Genomic DNA, 18255 nt, shown 5'->3' with positions numbered 1-18255 from the left:
CGCCCCCCGCCGCGCCCCGCCCGCCGCGCCCCCGGCGCCCAGCGCGCCGCCCCCCCGCGCCGCCACCCGCCCCCCCCCCCCCCCGCCCCCGCCCCCCCCCCCCCCCCCCCCCCCCCCCCCCCCCCCCCCCCCCCCCCCCCCCCCCCCGGCCCTGCACCGGCTCAGGGGTGGGCGCGCAGCTGATACAAACCCTCGGTTTCCGCGACCACCACACCGTCGGTATCGGTGAGCACCGCCCGCAGCGTGAAATCGGCCTTACCGTTCGCCGCGGCCTCCGCGGAGATGCGCTCGATCTCGGTGTCTTCCAGCGTGGCCTGCGCCCGCACCGCCGTGGTCGCCGGTTTGCGGAACGCGATCCGCAGATCCTTCACCAGTGGATAGAACTTCGCGGTGTCGAAACTGGCCACCGCGATGGCGCCACCGAGGATCTCGCCGACGGTGAACAGCACCCCTGCGTACATGACACCGAAATGGTTACCGTTGCCCTCGACGGGCACCGTGGCCACCGCATGGCCGCGCCGCACCTCCTCGGCGTGCACACCCATCCGGTGGGCCACCGGGATGGTGTGCTCCAGCGCCGAGTTCACCACCTCGGCGATGGGCGGATTGCGGGTTTCGCTCATGGCGGCAGGGGCCCTTCCGGGGTGTCAGGCGACGGATTGTTTTTCCGTGGTGGCGGGTGCCGGATCGGCGGCGTCGGGCACCTCGGTGCCGCGTAGTGAGGTCCCCGCGGTCTCCCGCAGGAACGCCCAGGCGACCAGGCCGATGAGCGCGGCACCCGCCATGTAGATAGCGGGGAACAGGCTCCAGCCGGTGCCCTCGATCACCGCTTCGTTCACCAGCGGCGCGGTACCACCGAACGCGGCGGTGGAAACGTTGTAGCCCAGCGCGAAACCCGCGTAGCGGACATGGGTCGGGAAGATCGCGGGGAAGGTTGCGCTGATGGTCGACAACTGCGGAACGTAGAGCAGGCCCAGCACCACGAAGCCGACGATCGCCCAGCCCGTGCCCTGACCCATCAGCCAGTACATCGGTACGGCGAGCACGGCCAGGCCCACCAGCGAGAACAACCACATGGGCCGGCGGCCGACCCGGTCGGAGAACCGGCCGAAGAACGGCACGCACAGCATCATGATGACCTGTCCGACCAACATCATGGCGGTGGTGGTCGACTCCCCGAGGCCGATGGTGTTCTGCAGGTAGGTGGGCTGATAGGTGAGCAGCGTGTAGTTGGCCACGTTCAGCGCCACCACCAGACCGAACAGGACCAGCACCTCACGCCAGTACGTCGACAGCAGCACCCCCAGCCCGCTGTCGGGGTGCTCCGTCTCGTTCACCTCGGTGAACACCGGCGATTCGTCGAGCCGGGTACGCAGGTACCAGCCGATGGCGCCCAGCGGGATCGCGATGAGGAACGGGATCCGCCAGCCCCAGTCGTGCATGGCGTCGGTGCCCAGGATCAGCTGGCACAGCAGCACGACCGCCGAACCGCCGACAAACCCGCCGAGCGTGCCGAATTCCAGGAAACTCCCGAAGAAACCGCGCTTCTTGTCGGAGGCGCATTCGGCGAGGTAGGTGGCCGCGCCACCGTATTCGCCGCCGGTCGAGAAACCCTGGACGACGCGCAGCAGGATCAGCAGGATCGGCGCGAGCACGCCCACCTGGCTGTGCGTCGGCAGCACACCGATCAGACCTGTCGCGGCGGCCATGAGCAGGATGGTGGTGGCCAGGACGACCTTGCGACCCACCCGGTCGCCGAGCGGACCCCAGACGAGCCCGCCGAGGGGACGGAGCACGAACGAGATGGCGAACCCGAGCATCGTGCCCAGGGTGCCCAGATCACCGGGGAAGAAGGCGTCGGTGAGGTAGGTGGCCGTCGCGGCGTAGACGCCGTAGTCGAACCATTCCGTGGCGTTACCCATCGCCGAGGCCGCCACCGACCTCTTCAGATGCGGCGATTGCGGTGGCTCCTCCAGATGAGCCACCTCTTTGTGCTTGTCCAGTTGCGGTGCTTCCGGCTGCTGCTCCGTCACGGTCAGTCCTCTCCGGCGTGCGCGGCCGAGTCGGCCCGGCCGACCCATGATGTCGCGCCCGCCGGCGACCGGGTTCCGGCGAGTATCGACCACAAACCGTTACCCGGGATTTGCCCGAGGTAAACGCGGGCGCGTTGCGGAGCCCCGGGGTCGACCGCTCCGATCAGCTACTTTCCAGCTTATGTGAAGGCGGTCACGCATACCCGGTACCGACCCGCCGCAACCTCGCGCAGACGAGTCCCGGCCAGGGGGGGCGCCGGCCGCCCCCGGCCGCGGGCGCGCCCCCCCCCCCCCCCCGCGCGCGCCCCGCCCCCCCCCGGGCCCGCACCGCCCCGACACCCGCCCCCCCCCCGCCGCCCCGCCCCGCCCCCGCCCCGCGGGGGGCCCCCGCGGCGGCATCGGCCACGCGGCTGCCGCGAGCTACCGGCTACCCGTGCGGGTCACTGCGCCTGCTCGCCTACCGCGACGCCCGGATGCTCGCGGTGGTTGACCTCCACCAAGGGCAGGCGCAGCGCGGCGGGCGCCGAGACGGGTACCACCGGAGCGACAGGCGCGACAGGGGCGATCCGCCGGTACGGCGACCCCAGCGGTGGACGGGGGTCGGCCTGGCCCTTGTTCGGCCACAGCGCGACGGCCCGCTCGGACTGCGCGGTGATGGTGAGCGAGGGGTTCACGCCGAGGTTGGCCGAAATGGTCGAACCGTCGATCACGTGCAGGCCGGGATATCCGTAGAGCCGGTGATAGGCGTCGACCACGCCGGCTTCGGGGCTGTCGCCGATAACGCAGCCACCGATGAAATGGCCGGTCATCGGGATATTGAACACACTGCTGAGCGCGCCGCCGGGGGTTCCGTCGATCTTGCGGGCGACCCGCCGTCCCACCTCGTGCCCGGCGGGAATCCAGGTCGGGTTGGGGGCGCCCTCACCTTGGCGGGTGGTCATCTTGCGCTTGAACAGCCCGCGCTTGGTGTAGGTGGTGATCGAATTGTCCACCGACTGCATCACCAGCAGGCCGATCGACTGCTCCGACCAGTGCCGCGGATTCTGCAGATGCGGCATCTCCCGGCGATGCCGCCACATCTCGCGCAACCACAGGCGGCGTTTGGAAACTCCCGGTTCCTCGCTGACCATGATGCTGCCCAGCAGCGCGATCACATTGCTGCCCTTGCCGTAGCGCACGGGCTCCACATGGGTATCGCCGTCGGGGTGGATCGACGAGGTGATCGCCACGCCCTTGGTGAAGTCGTTGTCCTTCACCCGGCTGCGGATGGCGAGCAGCTCCTCGGAGTTGGTGCGCGAGAGATATCCGAGCCGGCCGGAGATATCGGGTAGCGACCCCGAATCCCGCAGTTTGTGCAGCAGGCGCTGGGTGCCCAGCGAAGCGGCGGAGAAGATCACCTGCTCGGCGGTGAAAGTGGTGCGCTTCTTGCGCACCCACCGTCCGGTGGCCACGGTCCGCACCGCGTACCCGCCGTCCGGTAGCGGTTTCACATCGGTGACGGTGCGCAGCGGGTGCACTTCGGCGCCCGCCCGCTCGGCCAGGTACAGGTAGTTCTTCACCAGCGTGTTCTTGGCGTTGTGCCGGCAGCCGGTCATACATTCGCCGCAGTGGGTGCAGGTGCGCCGGGCCGGGCCCACCCCGCCGAAGAACGGGTCCTCGACGTCCTCGCCGGGGCGGGTGCCGGGGCCGCCGAAGAACACGCCGACCGGGGTGCGCTGATAGGTATCGGCCACCCCCATCTCCTCGGCGACCTCGCGCAGCACGCGGTCGGTGGGCGTGGTCGCCGGGTTGGTCGTCACGCCCAGCATGCGTTTGGCCTGGTCGTAGTAGGGGCCGAGCTCGTCTTTCCAGTCGGTGATATGCGCCCACGGACCGTCGCGGAAGAATTTCTCCGGCGGCTCGTACAGCGTGTTCGCATAGACCAGGGACCCGCCGCCGACGCCCGCACCGGCCATGATCAAGGTGTCCTTCAACAGCGCCAGCCGCTGGATACCGAAGCACCCGAGGAAGGGCGCCCACAGGTACTGCCTGGCACGCCAGGACGTTTTCGCGAATTCGTCGTCGGCGAAGCGGCGGCCGGCCTCGAGGACACCGACCCGGTAACCCTTCTCGGTCAACCGCAGGGCACTCACGCTGCCACCGAATCCGGAGCCGATGACGAGTACGTCGTAGTCGAAGGTCTGGCCGGGCCCGGCGCCGGTGCCGGGACTCGTTGCGGAACTGGACATTCTTCCGAGACTATGGCCTGGGTCACGCCCGCGGGCACATACCCGCGGACAGGAAATCGGCACTTTCGGCCAACCTCCGTCCCACGGACGGTCCCTGTCGGTATCCTCCGGGCAGATCGCGCCGGCCGCGCCGCGACGGCACGCGCCGGTCACCCCGGCAGCTCCCTCGGCCACCGCAGCCGATCGGCTCAGCGGCCCGCGTCGATCGCCGGTTCGTCTCCGGATACGGGCACCTCGGCAGGGACAGGCGGCGGGCCCGGATCCGCGGCGGCCGAGGCACCCGGCCGGCCGTGTTCCACGACGAAACTCGCCCGGGTGACCACGGGGGCGCCCGGCTCCCGGACGAACGGCACCACCCGGAAATCGCTGCGCCACAGCTGATGGTCCACTTCCACGCGGACATATCCGCGCTGCCCGTTGAAGAACTTCATATCCGGATTCGCGGCCAGCAGGGTCCGGCCGCGCGGGGTCAGATCCGCGCCGTCACGGCCGGTGGTGATCGAGGTGCCGGTGAATTCGGTGGCGATGACCGGCGATCCGGGGTCGCGGTAGTCGCCGCGGATATCGACGACGTAGTTCTCGTGCCGGTCACCGGTGAGCACCACCAGATCGCCCCGGCCGCGGGCGGCGGCCGCGGCCAGCACCGCGTCGCGGTCGGCGACGTAACCGTCCCAGGCGTCGGTGCCGACCGCGACCGCCGGGCCCGGGTCGTAGTCGGATTGCGCCATGGCGACCTGATTGCCCAGGATCTGCCAGCGCGCCGGGGAACGGGTGAGCCCGTCGATCAGCCACTCGCGCTGTTCGGCGCCCAGGATGGTCCGGTCGGCGGCGAACCGGTCCGGGCAGTCCACCACGAGGTTCGCGCCGTCCCCGCAAACCAGTGGCGAACGGTATTGGCGGGTGTCGAGCATCGTCAGATCGGCGAGTGAGCCGAAGGCGTACCGGCGGTGCATCCGGGCGTACGGCCCCGCCGGTAGCTGGCCGATCCGCAGGGGCAGATGCTCGTACATGGCCTGGAACGCGGCCGCCCGGCGGCGCCGGAACAAGGCCGGCAGCAGATGGATATCGATGCCGGCGCCCGGCTCGAAACCCGCCCAGTTGTTGTCGATCTCGTGGTCGTCGAAGGTGCAGACCCACGGGAAGGCGGCATGTGCCGCACGCAGTTCCGGCTCGGCCTTGTACTGCGCGTAGCGCAACCGGTACCCCGTGAGATCGGTCGCCTCGGCCCGCAGGGTCGCCGGTATCGCGACCCCGGCCCGGCCGCGCGCCCATTCCATTTCGTAGATGTAGTCACCGAGATGCACCACCAGATCGAGGTCTTCGTCGCACAGATGCCGGTAGGCGGTGTAGTACCCGGAACTCCAGTGCTGACAGGAGGCGAAGGCGAACCGCAGCCGGTCCACCCGCGCGCCCGCGGCGGGCGCGGTCCGGGTGCGGCCGACCGGCGAGATCGCCGGCCCCGCCCGGAACCGGTAGAAATACCAGCGATCCGGCGCGAGCCCCCGGACCTCCGGGTGCACGCTGTGCCCCAGTTCGCGAGTCGCCACGGCGCTGCCCCGGGCAGCGATTCGCCGGAACTGCTCGTCCTCGGCGACCTCGTATTCGACGGTGACGGGTGCGCGGCCGGTACCACCCAGCCCGTCCGGGGCGAAGGGGTCGGGCGCCAGGCGCGTCCACAACACCACCCCGTCGGGCAGTGGATCGCCCGAGGCGATTCCGAGCGAGAAGGGATCACCCAGCAGCCGCGGCGCCCGCAACGGCGCACTGCTCACCAGACCCGCCCCGGCCAGCACCGCGACGGCACCGGCCGACCCCGCTTGCAGCAACGTGCGACGAGATACGGGCATAGATCAAATTATTGCCTGTCCCCCGTAGTACTGCGCCGCGGCCCATCGGCTGCCGACCGGCCATACCGGCGACGAGGGCCGGCTGCCCATCCTGGACGAGCCACAGATCCACGCGGCCGCGGACCGGCATTGCCGCACAGCCGAGTCCGTCTTCGGTACCACCTCGCCGGGTGCGCGAGAACTGGACCGGTACCGGTTACTCGGCCGCCGCGACAGTTCGCGGCGCACCCGGCCGGTCACCGGAGGACCGGCCGGGCCCCGGGCCTACAAATCAGCGAAGCACACCACGAAACGGCGCTGGTCGTAGACGAAACCACGATCGGCCGACGGACAGGCGTTCACGCTGTTGGTATCCGGCAGGATGCTGATCACCTGCACCCCGCCGGGTGCGCACTCGGTGCGCTGGGGCTGATCGCCCGAGACATCCGCGCAGCTGCCGACGACCCAATCGATATCGAGGCACAGCGTGGTATCGGCGATGGTGTGAGTGGTATCGCCGTCGGCGGGACAGGCGGTGCCCACCGGGCCGGCCGCCGATACCTTGTACCGGGACTCCGCACTGCCACACGGTGCCTCGGTGACTTCCTTCTCACCGAACGCGCTCAGGCATTCCCCGGCCACCACCTCGACCTTCGGCGGCGCCTGTTTCGCCTCCTTGTTGGCCTCACCGGCAGTACCCATGATCTCCGGTGTGGTGGTCGGCGGGACGCTGGGCGATACCGTAACCGGCGGCGGGGCGGCCGGGGCGCCGGAGGTCGTGGTGGTGCCCGCGACCGAGCTGGTGCCCGCCGAGCTCGGCGCCGCCAGATCCTGCGTGCTCTCCTCCGTACCACCGGCGGTGGCCATCAACGCGGCGATACCGATACCCAGCACGATCGAGGTCACCACGGCCGCGATGGCGATCGCCGCCGCGGTCGCGCCGACCCGAGCGCGTTTGTCCTGCGGCGAGAGCTGCGGCTGACCGCCGTCCTCGCCCGGTACCGGTTCGGTCACGGCTCGCCGCGCAGGACCGCCGTCACGGCGTCCCCGAACGACTGCCCACCGGTGATGTAACCGCCGGCGACCGCGCCGACGACCAGCCCGATCGGACCGGTGATGATGCTCAGGAAGCCGAGCCCGACGAGCGCGCCGAGCAGACCGCCGAGCACCGCGCCGACCGCGACCCCGGCGACGTTCTTCTCCAGTTCGGAGGTCAGCCGGGCCATCGAGCTGACCGGCCGCATCTCGCCGATGTTCTCGGCGGTGACGGTCGGGGTCAGTTCTAGTGTGCTGCCGTCCGCGCTGATTTCGTGCGCCACGGCCATGTCGCTACCGGAGATCTCGTATTCGAGCGGGACCTCGGCCACGACGGCACCGCTGACGGCCTTCAGGATCGCCTTGGCGCCGTCCGGGGTCAGTTCGAAGCGGCCGTTCTCGACCGCGGTGGTGATGGTCTGCGTCTTCTGATCGACGCTGGTTTCGTAGGCAACGCCCTGATCGACGCCTTCGCTCTTGATCTCGGGAGCCGGCGCCGCCGGTTCGGCGTGCACGGTCGCGGCCGAAATACCGACGGCAGCGACAGACAGAAGTGCGGTTGCGGCGAAAGTGCCGAACTTCATGACGTTCTATTCCTTCTCACGTGGACCGTCCGAGCCCGGGCGGCTGCGATTTCAGTTCGCGCACAGGACCATACCGATATTCGGAGAAAAGGTGCACACCCGGATATAAAAGGAAAATTCATACTTTAAAATTGCTGCAGAATAACTCGATTATCTCTCCGCATTCGGCCCGAACCCCTTGGGTGCAACGGTTATACCCGGTTGCCATATCCGCCGCGGCCGATCCGGCGAGACGTCAGCACTCGTCCGGCTACCCCGCCGCGTCGATAACGTTTACGCACCGTTCTTCACCGAAGCGCCCCGAATCGTTACACCCGCACCGCAATGTCGCGTTTTCGCTCGCCGACGAATACCCGATTCGTGACCCGCTCACACACTTTGTGATCGTGGCGGACTGTGCGCCGTGACCCCGAGGTGCTGGACTTCTCCACAAGGATGTCCCATGCCCCGCCGATCCGACCGGAGCCCGCGATGAATACTTCGGGAAGCAAACGTTTCGGATTCGCCACCGGCGTGCTCGCCGTGGCGGCCGCCGTCGGCCTGCCGGCCACCGCCTCGGCCGCTGTCACCGATATCGAGATCTACGGCGGATTCGGCCTCGGCTTCGTCCAATACGGCGTCGGCTGCACGTATACGGTGACGGCCCTCGGCGCTCCCGGCGATCGGGTCGCCTTCACCGATCTGGCGAACGGGCGACCCGGCGGCACTTTCGGACCCGTGGTGGAGGAAGAGCCCGGAGTGTTCAGCGCCGATTGGGATCCGGCCGTCACCGGCCGCCACACGCTCTCCGCCGGGGGCGCCGCCACGGAAGTGAACGTCGAGACCGGCTACGACTTCGGCATCATCTGTTTCACTCTGCCCGAACGGGTGCACCTGCCGTTCTGACCTCCGCGATTCGACCCCGGACCGCCCCGCCGGCGCCGCCCGCCCCGATCCACGGCGCTTGACATGCCGCCGACTTTTGACAGACTCCGACGAAATCGCCCGGCGCATCGGTGCGCCGGGTAGGAGGAAGGGATTTCGGATGGGTGTCTACGCGGTCACCGGGGCAGCGTCGGGTATGGGACGAGCCGTCGCCGAGAAGCTGACGGCCGAGGGGCACCGGGTGATCGGCGTGGATATCCAGGAAACCGATATCGTCGCCGACCTGTCCACCGCAGCGGGGCGGCGCGCGGCGATCGACGCGGTGCTCGCCGCCGCGGACGGCCGGCTCGACGGCGCGGTGCTCGCGGCGGGCCTGGGCCCGGTCCCCGATCCCGCCCGGCTGCCGGTGATCGCGGCCGTGAACTATCTCGGCGTGGTCGATCTGCTCGAGGGCTGGCGGCCGGCACTGGCCGCCGGCGGTGCCGCGCGGGTGGTGGCCTTCGGCAGTAATTCGTCGACCACGGTGCCCGCGGTACCGAACCGGACGGTGAAGGCCTTCCTGGCCGGCGATACCGAACGCGCCGTCCGGAGCGTGAAGATCTTCGGCTCGCAGGCGGCACCGTTCGTCTACGCCGCCTCCAAGATCGCGGTCAGCCGCTGGGTGCGCCGGCACGCCGTCCGGCCGGAATGGGCCGGGGCCGGTATCCGGCTCAATGTCATCGCGCCCGGCGCGATCCTCACCCCCCTGCTGGAACGCCAGCTCGCCACCCCGGCGGAAGCCAAGGCCATCAAGGCATTCCCGGTGCCCACCGGCGGCTTCGGGAAACCCGAGCACATCGCCGACTGGGTCTGCATGATGCTCTCCCCCGCGGCCGAATTCCTCTGCGGCAGCGTATTGTTCGTCGACGGCGGCACCGACGCCTACTTCCGCCCGGACGACTGGCCGCGCGCCGTCGGGCTGCGCGGGATCGTGGGCTACCTTCGCCGGTTCCGCGGTTTCGCCGCCACCCGCCGAGCGGGGTAACCCACGGCAAACCCGCTGCGGGTTACGGTGGTCCGGGTAATTGCAGGGCGTTGAACCAGATCCAGTTCAGGGTTTCCAGCAGCGTGTCGAAAGCGATCTCCTCGCCCTCGACGAAGACGAGCGAGGCCATCCGGCTGACCATGCTCGACAGGGCCAGTGCCGTCACGCGGGCGTCGAGTTGCGCTGCGGCCAGACCGCGGTCCTGCAGATCGCGGATCAGGGCGGCGTTGCGGTCGACGAAGGCCGCGGCCCGTTCGGCGCGCAGGGCGGCGAACTGCTGATCCACCCGGGAGACCTGCTCCAGCGCGGCCATCAACCGGGCGTTGCGGCGATAGGAGCGCAGGTATTCGCGGTTCGCGGCGGCGATCCAGTCGCGCGGGTCGTCGCTGCCGGCCCGCGCCCGGACGTGCGGATGCAGCATCTCGTCGCGCACCTGGGCGACGACCTCGGAGAAGATCTCTTCCTTGCTGTCGAAATGGGTGTAGAAGGAACCCGAGGCCACCCCCGCGGTGCGGGTGATATCGCTGATCCGGGCATCGACGAACCCGTCGGATTCGAAAACTCGGCGGGCCGCCGCGATCAGTGCGGCACGGGTCCGGATACCGCGGCGGCTCTTGGGAGCGGGACGCGGTGATCCGCCCGCGGCCGGCGGTCCGGTCCGCACGGGGCCGGTCACGGTGCCCGCGGAAATGCCTTCCTCCTGGGCGTTCACGGTCAACTCGCTGTCGTCGAAGGTGGTCTTGATGCCACGCGGTCAGGCCGGGAAGAGGCGGCCCGTGGCGAGGGTGGTGATCCGGTCGTCGTTACCGGCGTCGCGGAGCGTGGCCCGGCCGATATCGGCGCGCAGGGTCGCGCCGGCAACCACCGGGCCCACCCGGGCCGGCTGCAGATAGCGCAGGCCGAGCGTGCTCAGAGTCGCGCCCGGCGCCAGCGACAGGATCGCCTCCTCGGCGGCGAGCGCGATCAGACCGCCGTTCACGGTGCGGGAGGCGTTGAGACCGTCGTCGGTGCGCGGCAGCACCGCGGTCCCGGGCGCGCGCCGCTCACAACCGGCCCGCTCGGCCAGCGGGACGGCGAGCAGTTGATCGGAGACGGGCATATCGATACTCAGCTCGTCCGGTAACCGCAGCTCTTCGTTGGGCGACACCATGAACGACCCGCCCCCGAACGCGAACGGTTCGCCGTCCACCGTCCACTCGACTTCGGCGACGAACACCGAACGGCCCGCCTTGATCTTGCGGCCCACCGCCCGGACCTCACCACTGGCCGGTGCGGGCCGGTAGAGGTGGACATCGAGTTCGAGGGTCACCGGAACGCGCGGCCCCAGAGTGAGCGCGGCGAGCAGGCCGGTCACAGTATCGGTCCAGGTCGCGAGCACAGAGGTGCGCAGCCGTTCCGTCCCGGGCACATACATCTGCGGCGTGATCGTCGCCGTACCGTGCAGTTCCTCGCCCACCAGCGTGGTCGCGAAACCCAGCTCCAGCAGAATATGGCGCCGCCGCTGCGGTTCCGTCCCCGTCTCGACCGTCATAGGTTGCCTCCTCGTATTCGTCCGCGACGGCTCCCGCGGGTTACCGGGAACCAACCGGACCCTTTCCAACGTATCCGTAGCCGGGCCCGCATACAGCTCCCAGGCCGCACGAACGAATCACAACCAGCGGCGGTGCCGGGTCCAGCGGGGCCGAAGGTGCCGGACCCCGCGCCGGAGATCAGTCGGCAGCTCGTACTTTGCCGAGTTCGGCCCGGGCGATGGTGAGTTTGTGGACCTCGTCGGGGCCGTCGGCGATGCGCAGGGTCCGCAGATGGGCGTACATGCTGGCCAGCGGGAAATCCTCGGTGACGCCCGCCGCGCCGTACACCTGGATCGCCCGGTCGACGATGCGCAGCGCCATCACCGGCGCGGCGATTTTGATGGCGGCGATTTCGGTGCGCGCCTCCTTGTTGCCGACCGTGTCCATCATCCAGGCGGTCTTGAGAGTGAGCAGCCGCGCCTGTTCGATATCGATCCGGGCCTCCGCGATCCAGTCCCGGATATTGGCCCGTTCGCTGACCTTGCGGCCGAACGTGGTCCGCGATTCCGCGCGGGCGCACATGAGTTCCAGGGCCCGTTCGGCCATCCCGATGGCACGCATCGCGTGATGGATGCGGCCGGGGCCCAGCCGTGCCTGACTGATCGCGAAGCCTTCGCCCTCACCTTTGAGCACATCGGTCAGCGGTACCCGCACATCGGTGAAATCGATTTCGGCATGCCCCTCGCGATCGACGTACCCGAAGACGGGCAGGTTGCGCACCACCCGCACCCCGGGCGCGTCGATCGGCACCACCATCATCGACTGCTGGCGATGTTTGGGCGCCTCCGGATCGGTTTTGCCCATCACGATCAGCACCTTGCAGTTGCGGTGCATGGCGTTGGAGGCGAACCATTTCCGGCCGTTGAGGACGTAGTGGTCGCCGTCGCGTTCCATCCGCATCTCGACATTCGTCGCGTCCGAGCTGGCCACTCCCGGTTCGGTCATCGCGAATGCCGACCGGATGGTGCCGTCGAGCAGCGGTTCGAGCCAGCGTTCCTTGTGCTCCTGGGTACCGAAGAGGGTGAACACCTCCATGTTCCCGGTATCCGGGGCCGAACAGTTGCACGCCTCCGGCGCGAGGGCCGGGCTGCGGCCCATGATCTCGGCCAGCGGCGCGTACTCCAGGTTGGTCAGCCCCGGACCCCACTCCTTGTGTGGATGGAACAGATTCCACAGACCGCGTTTTTTCGCCTCGGCCTTCAGATCCTCGAGGATCTGCGGGTGGTGGTGCGGATCTCCGGCTTCGGCCATCTGCTCGGCGTAGACCGGTTCGGCCGGGTACACGCATTCGTCCATGAAGGTGAGCAGCGTCTGCCGGTACTCGCGGGCGCGGTCGGTCGAGGTGAACAGTTCCACGGGAGAACTCCGATCTTCGGGGCGCGGCTCGACGCGCCGGAGGCGGGCGTTCGATGCACTCCGACGGTAAGCGAAGTTGAATCCGGATTCAACTTCGGAGCCGGGTCCGGCTCAGTAGCCCGCGGCCGGAAGCCCGAAACCGTCGTCGTACACCGCCAGGGGCGCACCCGGCGGGAAGACCACCGGCAGCTCGGCCAGCGACCGGTGGAACGGCCCCGGGCGCCAGGTCGGCTCACCACCGGGGAAATCGGCACGCATCTCCGGTATCGCGTCCAGCAACTGGTCGATCGCGCCTTCGGCGATCATGTAGGCCAGCGACTGCGCGGGGCAGGCATGCGGCCCCAGACCCCAGGCCAGATGCGCGCGATTGCCCGTCAGCTCGGAAGACCTGATGGCCGGGTCGTTGTTGCACGCGGCCATGCTGATGACCACCGGCTGATGCGCCGGCAGCCAGACATCGTCGAGCAGAATGGGCATCCGCGGATAGGTCACGAGCAGATTGGCCAGCGGGGGGTCGTTGAACAGCACCTCGTCCAGGGCGTCCCGCGAGGTGAGGTTACCGCCGAGCACACTGCCACCGAACCGGTCGTCGGTGAGGATCAACAACAGAGTGTTGACGATCAGATTGAGCTCGAACTCGATACCGGTGCCGAAGACCTGCGAAACATGGTGGGACACTTCCTCATCCGATAGCTCGGCGGGATGCCGCAGCAGCACCGAAGTGATATCCGCGCCGGGATTCTCCCGCTTCAGCAGCACGAGGTTCATCAGCGCTTCGCCCAGCATCCGGCTGCCCGCCTCGGCGTCGATCCCCTCCAGCATGGCGGCGATCCCGGCGGCGACCTGCCCGCCGATCTCCGGCGGACTGCCGAGCAGATAGTTGATCACCTGGAAGGACAGCGGGAAAACATACTGCTTGATCAGCTCCGCGCGCCCGTCCGCGCAGAACGAATTGATCAGCGGGCCCGCGAGATTCTCCACCACGGTGTGGATGGCGTACATATCCACCTGGTCGATACTGGCGGTGATGGCCTGCCGGTACCGGAGGAACTCCTGGCCCGCGCAGCGGCTGGCCATCGGACGCCATTCCAGCATCGGCAGCACCGGGCAGCCCGCCGGAACGTCCTTCTGCCAGACCCGGGGGTCGGCGGGGAAACGCTCCGGATCGTTGAGCACCCGCAATGCGGTCGAGTAACCGATCACCAAGGTCGCAGGCACCCCCGGGGCCAGTTCCACGGGAGCCAGCGATCCGTACCGGCTGCGCATTTCTCGATAGGCACGATGTGGGTCGGCCGCGAATTCGGGGAGATGTAGCGCGACCCTCGGTCCGTCGTCGTGTGAGCCGGGGCCGACCGGGCCGAACGTATGCGTCCGATAATCCGAGCTGGTCAAGAAGAAACTCCAACCTCTTGGTAGCGAGGCCGGTGGTTTTCCACCGGCCGGGCACCGGATCGAGCCTCCTCCTGCACACTGACTCGAGCCGGAACGAGGCGATGTTACGACACTGCCGGCTTATCTGTTTGTTTTCGAATTGGGTTGTACTTCTGTACTTTTCACGAAAATCATTGGACTGGTCCGCACATTCGCGACCCGGTCACCGCACCCTCGACCCACCTGACCAGGACCGGATCCGAGACCGGTCCCGGCCCACCGCTCAGACTCCGAGCGCGTCCAGTGATTCGTTCTCGTGCACCGCCGTGGTGATTCGTCGCATAAGTGTCAGACAGGTTTCCCGCGATTGCATCTCGGGCTGATACGCCGCCCGGCCGATCGTGAACGCCCACGCCGCGTACGCGAACATCGATTGCTGCCGGTAGATCAGCCACGCGTCGTCGAACGAGGGAGCCCGGCCACCGGCACCGGCGAGTTCGTCGAGATAGGCCCGCAACAGATCCGCCGCCCAGGCCCGGCGGTCGGCCGGTTCGCACCCCGAGTTCACCGTGTACGCGAAATCGTGGCCCCAGCCGCCGCGCATCACCACCTGCCAGTCGACGTATCCCATCCGGCCGTCGGCAGTGCGGTAGGTCTGGCCGATATGCGGATCACCGTGCAACAGGGTGTGCGGCAGCTCCCGGGTCGCGAGGTCCACCGCACGCTCCACACCGGCCCACAGCCGGTCCGCCTGGCCGTGCAGCGCCTCGGGAACGACCTCGGCCGCGCGCTCGAGCCCGACTGCGCACCGGGTCTTCATATCGATCGCCGCCAGGTAGGCGGCGAGGGCCTCGTTCGTCGTCTTCAGCGGTTCGATCGCCGGACTCTCCCAGAACGTGCCGTGCAACCGCGCCAGGTTCCGGACCAGATCCTCCATCTCCGCGCGGCCGATCGGTTCGGTGGGTTCACTGAACACCGCGCCCCGGGTCACGGCGATATCCTCCATCAGCGCGATCGAGCGCCAGGAGGCGGGATCGGAGGCACCCCAGTAGCCGAGCGGTGCCTGGATATCGAGTTTCGGGCGGAAATCGCGGAAGAACCTGGTCTCCCCGTCGATCATCTTCCCGCCGCCCAGCAGAATGCGCTGACTCAGCGAGGTGGTGGTCTTGGCGAACAACGCCCGGGGCAATTCGGCCGCCTGCCCCGCGTCGTTGTACTCCACCCGGATCGCCACCCGGGTGGAGGTCCCGCTGCTGCCGCCGTCGGTCTCGAACGAGATCACTTCCGCACCGGGTACATCCCGGCACAGCACCGCCGTGAGCCAGTCGGTGGTGAGCGCCGCAGCGGAGGCGGGCACATCGTCGATCGTGCGGGCGCGGTGCCCGGTGATCTTCTCGCCGAGAATATGCCCGCCCACCGCGACGAGCCGCCCGAGCAGCCAGAGTTTGTGATTCATTTCCGCCTCACTTCCCGAATGTGCGCGTGCTGAGCCGCGCACCGCGCCGGACTCGCCGGCGCGGATCTCCTATCGCACCGACCGGTCTCGATCTTGCGCCATTTTGCCAGTGCCGGAATGTCTTTCGCTCGGATACGTTACGGCGTACCGGCCGCGCGGCGCTTCCGATCCCCGCCGCGGGCGATATCAGAACGAGACACCGCCACGACCGCGCTCCCGCAGGCCCGGAAATACAATCGGGGTACCGACCACTGTCGACGAAAGAAGCCCGCCCATGGTGACGCTCGCTGTTCGACATGTACCGGACGCGGTGTACCGCGCCCTGCGGATTCGCGCGGTCAACCACGGCCGCAGCACCGAAGACGAGGTCCTGGCGATCCTCGAAGAGGCGTTGACGCCGCCCGAGAGAACTCGGCTGGGTGCCATTCTCGCCGGCAACTGCCCGGATATCGAACCGGGCGAGGACGAGGACGACTACGGTCCGGATGATTCCCGCTGATCGCACGGCGTGACCGCCGCGTCCGGACGGCCGCCGAGTCCGCGCAGTACGACGTCGAGCCCGCGCCGGAACTCCTCGGCGGGCACCAGCGTGCGCGCGTCGGCGGCGGTCCGGGCGAGGTGCGGGAACTCGTCCGCCGACAGCTCCGACATGGCGACGGTGCCGGCACCCGACAGCGCGGCGTAGTGCTCGTTCTGCAGGAATCCGAGCAGGTAGCCGACCAGTGTGCGCTGCGCGACGACCCGATCGGTCCCGGTGTGCCCGCCGTCGGTGAGTACCGCGAGCATCGTCTCGATCAGCAGGAGCGAGCCCGGCGCGGCCTGCCGGTGGCGCAGCACCAGCGGTACCACCGCCGGATGGGCCGCCACCGCGACCCGCAGCCGGTCCATCAGCGTCCGCATTCGATCGGCCCAGTTCGCGGGGGGTAGCGAGAGGTCGACCGTACGGAAGATGTGATCGACGACGAGGATTTCGAGCGCCTGCCGGTCGGCGACGTACCGGTACAGCCCCATGGTGGCGATCCGCAGTTCTCCCGCGACCGCGCGCATGGTCAGCCCGGGCAGGCCGTCCCGGTCGATCACCGCCAGCGCGGCGGCGACGAGTTGCTCGTCGGTGAGAGAACGCGGCCTGGGCACGGGTTGACAGCGTACTGGATACGCGCATACTCGAATGTAAGCGTACGTCGTACACCTAAAGGAGCTCCGATGCTGCCGCCCGATCCCGTACCCGCCCGCATACTCGCCTCGCTCACCGGCGCGGCGATACCGATTCCCGACCCCACGCTGCTGGTGCACCTGCAGTTCCGCCGGTTCGCCGGGTGCCCGGTCTGCCACCTGCACCTACGGTCGGTGGTCACCCGGCTCGCCGAGATCCGGGCGGCCGGTATCCGCGAGGTGGTGGTCTTCCATTCCCGTGCCGAGGAACTCCGCAAGTACTCCGGCGATCTGCCGCTGGATGTCGTCGCCGATCCGGCACGGGAGCTGTACCGCGAATTCGGTGTCGAAACCGGCGCCCGGGCACTCCTCGATCCACGCGCCTGGCCCGCCATCGCCCGCGCCGTCGGTACCGAACTCGCCGATCGCCCCGGCGACCGGCCGGCGCCGCCCGCCCGGCCCGACGGCGGCCGCCTGGGGCTACCCGCCGATTTCCTGATCCGGCCCGACGGCACTCTCCTCGCCGCGAAGTACGGCGCCCACGCCGACGACCAATGGCCGGTCGACGAACTACTCGCCTTGGCCGGACGCCGGGAGGCCACCGCGCCGATCACCACGACCTCGGAGGACTGAACCATGATGACCATCGAAATCTCGGTCACCGGACGCGAACTCGATCGTGACGCCGAGCGCGAACTCGCCGAGCGCGTGCTCGAGGCGCTCACCGGCTACGACAGCGCCCCGGACGAAACCATGGCCAAAGCCCGCGAATTCACCCATGTACTGGTCCAGCAGCCGCGCACATGGGTTACCGGGGGTCCCGCTCCCGCGACCGCACCGCGCTATCTGGTCCGGCTCACCGTGCCCGGATCCTGGAGCGGTGACCCCGGATTCGGCCGCGATATCGTTCCCATACTCACCGAGGCGATCGCCGGCACCGAACCCGAGGGCGAGCGCCTGCGCCGGGAGCCGCATTGCGTCGTACAGATCACCGGCCTGCGCGAGCACTGCGTCGGTACACTCGGCCGCTCCCTCACCAGTACCGAACTCACCCGCCTGATGACCCAGGACTTCCGCGACTCCGGGCAACTCCCCACCGCGCCGGAAGGTTTCACCATCGACCCCACCTGCGGAATGCAGGTCGAATGGGCTACCGCACAGATCACCTACTCGCACGACGGAGTCGAATACGCCTTCTGTGCGCCGTCCTGCCGCAAAGTCTTCGTCGAAGACCACGTCCGGAACTGATCCGGCCCGGCCGGTGGTCGCATTCAGCCGGGAGCGCCCGCGCTCAGCACCTCGAGCGCATCCCACAACTCCCGCTCGCGGGCCGGGTCGTACGACTCCCGCGACGACCGCGCGACCCGGCGGCGGTCCACGTAGGCACCGGTGGGTGCCGGGATGACGCCCCCGGCGATATCGGCCAGCCACCGGCCCGCCGACCGGGGCGTACTCGCGAGCGGCGTCAGGGTGAGGGCCGGCAGAATCCGGCGGACGGCGAACCGCGACAGCGGATCGGCGTGCCGCGCCAGGCCGGTACCGGGCACGAAGCCGGGGTTGAAGGCAATCACATCGACCCCGGCCGGCAGCCGGCGCGCGTATTCGTGCACCAGATAGAGGACGGCCAGTTTGCTCGTCGAATAGGCGGTGCGGCCGGCGGCCGCACCGCCCGGAGTGGCGGAGCGCCCCCCCCCCGGGCGCCCCACCCGGGGGGTGGCCAACCGGCGCGGGCCCCAAGAGCGGGTGTGGGGGGGG

General features: G+C 69.1%; 17 protein-coding genes and 1 pseudogene. 5 read left to right on the top strand and 13 right to left on the bottom strand.

Annotated features, from left to right (window positions below):
• Positions 1 to 161: 161 nt before the first annotated feature.
• The 6 genes from QH276_RS21985 to QH276_RS21960 all read right to left on the bottom strand — a co-directional run bounded on the left by QH276_RS21985 (position 162) and on the right by QH276_RS21960 (position 7706).
• Positions 162 to 623, bottom strand: coding sequence for a PaaI family thioesterase (locus QH276_RS21985; protein ID WP_280398870.1), 462 nt, complete (start codon positions 621 to 623; stop codon positions 162 to 164).
• A gap of 24 nt (positions 624 to 647) precedes the next feature.
• A complete protein-coding gene (locus tag QH276_RS21980) occupies positions 648 to 1922 on the bottom strand; it encodes an MFS transporter (RefSeq protein ID WP_280398872.1) in 1275 nt (424 codons plus the stop codon).
• 551 nt (positions 1923 to 2473) lie between these two features.
• Positions 2474 to 4261 (bottom strand): GMC family oxidoreductase, encoded by a 1788-nt coding sequence (locus tag QH276_RS21975; RefSeq protein WP_280398372.1) that lies wholly within the window; start codon positions 4259 to 4261, stop codon positions 2474 to 2476.
• Between the two features lie 188 nt (positions 4262 to 4449).
• On the bottom strand, positions 4450 to 6108 hold the full coding sequence (locus QH276_RS21970) for an alkaline phosphatase D family protein (RefSeq protein WP_280398373.1): 1659 nt from the start codon (positions 6106 to 6108) through the stop codon (positions 4450 to 4452).
• 264 nt (positions 6109 to 6372) lie between these two features.
• Positions 6373 to 7101: a hypothetical protein gene (locus tag QH276_RS21965; protein WP_280398374.1), complete on the bottom strand. Its 729-nt coding sequence runs from the start codon at positions 7099 to 7101 to the stop codon at positions 6373 to 6375.
• Positions 7098 to 7706 (bottom strand): hypothetical protein, encoded by a 609-nt coding sequence (locus tag QH276_RS21960; protein ID WP_280398375.1) that lies wholly within the window; start codon positions 7704 to 7706, stop codon positions 7098 to 7100. Before QH276_RS21960 ends, QH276_RS21965 begins: the two co-directional genes overlap by 4 nt.
• A 471-nt stretch (positions 7707 to 8177) precedes the next feature.
• Between QH276_RS21960 and QH276_RS21955 the strand changes: the two genes are divergently transcribed.
• Both QH276_RS21955 and QH276_RS21950 read left to right on the top strand, forming a co-directional pair.
• Complete coding sequence (locus QH276_RS21955) at positions 8178 to 8591, top strand: hypothetical protein (RefSeq protein WP_280398376.1); 414 nt, start codon at positions 8178 to 8180, stop codon at positions 8589 to 8591.
• A 139-nt stretch (positions 8592 to 8730) separates the two neighbouring features.
• Positions 8731 to 9594: an SDR family oxidoreductase gene (locus QH276_RS21950; RefSeq protein ID WP_280398377.1), complete on the top strand. Its 864-nt coding sequence runs from the start codon at positions 8731 to 8733 to the stop codon at positions 9592 to 9594.
• A gap of 22 nt (positions 9595 to 9616) precedes the next feature.
• Here the strand turns inward: QH276_RS21950 and QH276_RS21945 are convergent, their stop codons facing one another.
• The 5 genes from QH276_RS21945 to QH276_RS21925 all read right to left on the bottom strand — a co-directional run bounded on the left by QH276_RS21945 (position 9617) and on the right by QH276_RS21925 (position 15348).
• Positions 9617 to 10306 carry a TetR/AcrR family transcriptional regulator gene (locus QH276_RS21945; protein WP_280398378.1) on the bottom strand — a complete coding sequence of 230 codons (690 nt, stop codon included), beginning with the start codon at positions 10304 to 10306 and terminating at the stop codon, positions 9617 to 9619.
• A gap of 42 nt (positions 10307 to 10348) precedes the next feature.
• Entirely contained in the window at positions 10349 to 11125 is a 777-nt protein-coding gene (locus QH276_RS21940) for a hotdog domain-containing protein (RefSeq protein WP_280398379.1), read from the bottom strand.
• Positions 11126 to 11303: 178 nt separating this feature from the next.
• Positions 11304 to 12515, bottom strand: a complete 1212-nt coding sequence (locus QH276_RS21935) for an acyl-CoA dehydrogenase family protein (protein ID WP_432278602.1) — start codon at positions 12513 to 12515, stop codon at positions 11304 to 11306.
• Between the two features lie 117 nt (positions 12516 to 12632).
• The gene (locus tag QH276_RS21930) at positions 12633 to 13913 is read right to left on the bottom strand and encodes a cytochrome P450 (RefSeq protein WP_280398381.1); all 1281 of its coding nucleotides are present in this window, start codon (positions 13911 to 13913) and stop codon (positions 12633 to 12635) included.
• Between the two features lie 262 nt (positions 13914 to 14175).
• On the bottom strand, positions 14176 to 15348 hold the full coding sequence (locus QH276_RS21925; protein ID WP_280398382.1) for an aminoglycoside phosphotransferase family protein: 1173 nt from the start codon (positions 15346 to 15348) through the stop codon (positions 14176 to 14178).
• A 274-nt stretch (positions 15349 to 15622) separates the two neighbouring features.
• On the opposite strand from QH276_RS21925, the gene QH276_RS21920 reads away from it, so the two are divergent.
• Positions 15623 to 15847, top strand: coding sequence for a FitA-like ribbon-helix-helix domain-containing protein (locus tag QH276_RS21920; RefSeq protein WP_280397077.1), 225 nt, complete (start codon positions 15623 to 15625; stop codon positions 15845 to 15847).
• On the opposite strand, the gene QH276_RS21915 is transcribed toward QH276_RS21920, so the two are convergent.
• Positions 15823 to 16482: a TetR/AcrR family transcriptional regulator C-terminal domain-containing protein gene (locus tag QH276_RS21915; protein ID WP_280397076.1), complete on the bottom strand. Its 660-nt coding sequence runs from the start codon at positions 16480 to 16482 to the stop codon at positions 15823 to 15825. The genes QH276_RS21920 and QH276_RS21915 overlap by 25 nt on opposite strands.
• 69 nt (positions 16483 to 16551) lie before the next feature.
• On the opposite strand from QH276_RS21915, the gene QH276_RS21910 reads away from it, so the two are divergent.
• Both QH276_RS21910 and QH276_RS21905 read left to right on the top strand, forming a co-directional pair.
• Entirely contained in the window at positions 16552 to 17133 is a 582-nt protein-coding gene (locus QH276_RS21910; protein WP_280397075.1) for a peroxiredoxin-like family protein, read from the top strand.
• A 3-nt stretch (positions 17134 to 17136) separates the two neighbouring features.
• A complete protein-coding gene (locus QH276_RS21905; protein WP_280397074.1) occupies positions 17137 to 17748 on the top strand; it encodes an ATPase in 612 nt (203 codons plus the stop codon).
• 23 nt (positions 17749 to 17771) lie between these two features.
• Here QH276_RS21905 and QH276_RS21900 read toward each other — a convergent pair.
• Positions 17772 to 18255, bottom strand: a pseudogene (locus QH276_RS21900) (SDR family NAD(P)-dependent oxidoreductase); the annotation flags it as partial.

This window comes from Nocardia carnea, assembly GCF_029869215.1.
GTDB classification, from domain to species: Bacteria; Actinomycetota; Actinomycetes; order Mycobacteriales; family Mycobacteriaceae; genus Nocardia; species Nocardia carnea_B.
Note: the sequence above shows the minus strand (reverse complement) of the source record. Positions and strands in the feature narration are given on the sequence as shown.

Excerpts from the sequence above, each read along its gene's own strand:
- QH276_RS21985 (WP_280398870.1), bottom strand. The coding sequence starts at position 623 with ATGAGCGAAACCCGCAATCCGCCCATCGCCGAGGTGGTGAACTCGGCG.
- QH276_RS21980 (WP_280398872.1), bottom strand. The coding sequence starts at position 1,922 with ATGGGTAACGCCACGGAATGGTTCGACTACGGCGTCTACGCCGCGACG.
- QH276_RS21975 (WP_280398372.1), bottom strand. The coding sequence starts at position 4,261 with ATGTCCAGTTCCGCAACGAGTCCCGGCACCGGCGCCGGGCCCGGCCAG.
- QH276_RS21970 (WP_280398373.1), bottom strand. The coding sequence starts at position 6,108 with ATGCCCGTATCTCGTCGCACGTTGCTGCAAGCGGGGTCGGCCGGTGCC.
- QH276_RS21960 (WP_280398375.1), bottom strand. The coding sequence starts at position 7,706 with ATGAAGTTCGGCACTTTCGCCGCAACCGCACTTCTGTCTGTCGCTGCC.
- QH276_RS21955 (WP_280398376.1), top strand. The coding sequence starts at position 8,178 with ATGAATACTTCGGGAAGCAAACGTTTCGGATTCGCCACCGGCGTGCTC.
- QH276_RS21950 (WP_280398377.1), top strand. The coding sequence starts at position 8,731 with ATGGGTGTCTACGCGGTCACCGGGGCAGCGTCGGGTATGGGACGAGCC.
- QH276_RS21940 (WP_280398379.1), bottom strand. The coding sequence starts at position 11,125 with ATGACGGTCGAGACGGGGACGGAACCGCAGCGGCGGCGCCATATTCTG.
- QH276_RS21925 (WP_280398382.1), bottom strand. The coding sequence starts at position 15,348 with ATGAATCACAAACTCTGGCTGCTCGGGCGGCTCGTCGCGGTGGGCGGG.
- QH276_RS21920 (WP_280397077.1), top strand. The coding sequence starts at position 15,623 with ATGGTGACGCTCGCTGTTCGACATGTACCGGACGCGGTGTACCGCGCC.
- QH276_RS21910 (WP_280397075.1), top strand. The coding sequence starts at position 16,552 with ATGCTGCCGCCCGATCCCGTACCCGCCCGCATACTCGCCTCGCTCACC.
- QH276_RS21905 (WP_280397074.1), top strand. The coding sequence starts at position 17,137 with ATGATGACCATCGAAATCTCGGTCACCGGACGCGAACTCGATCGTGAC.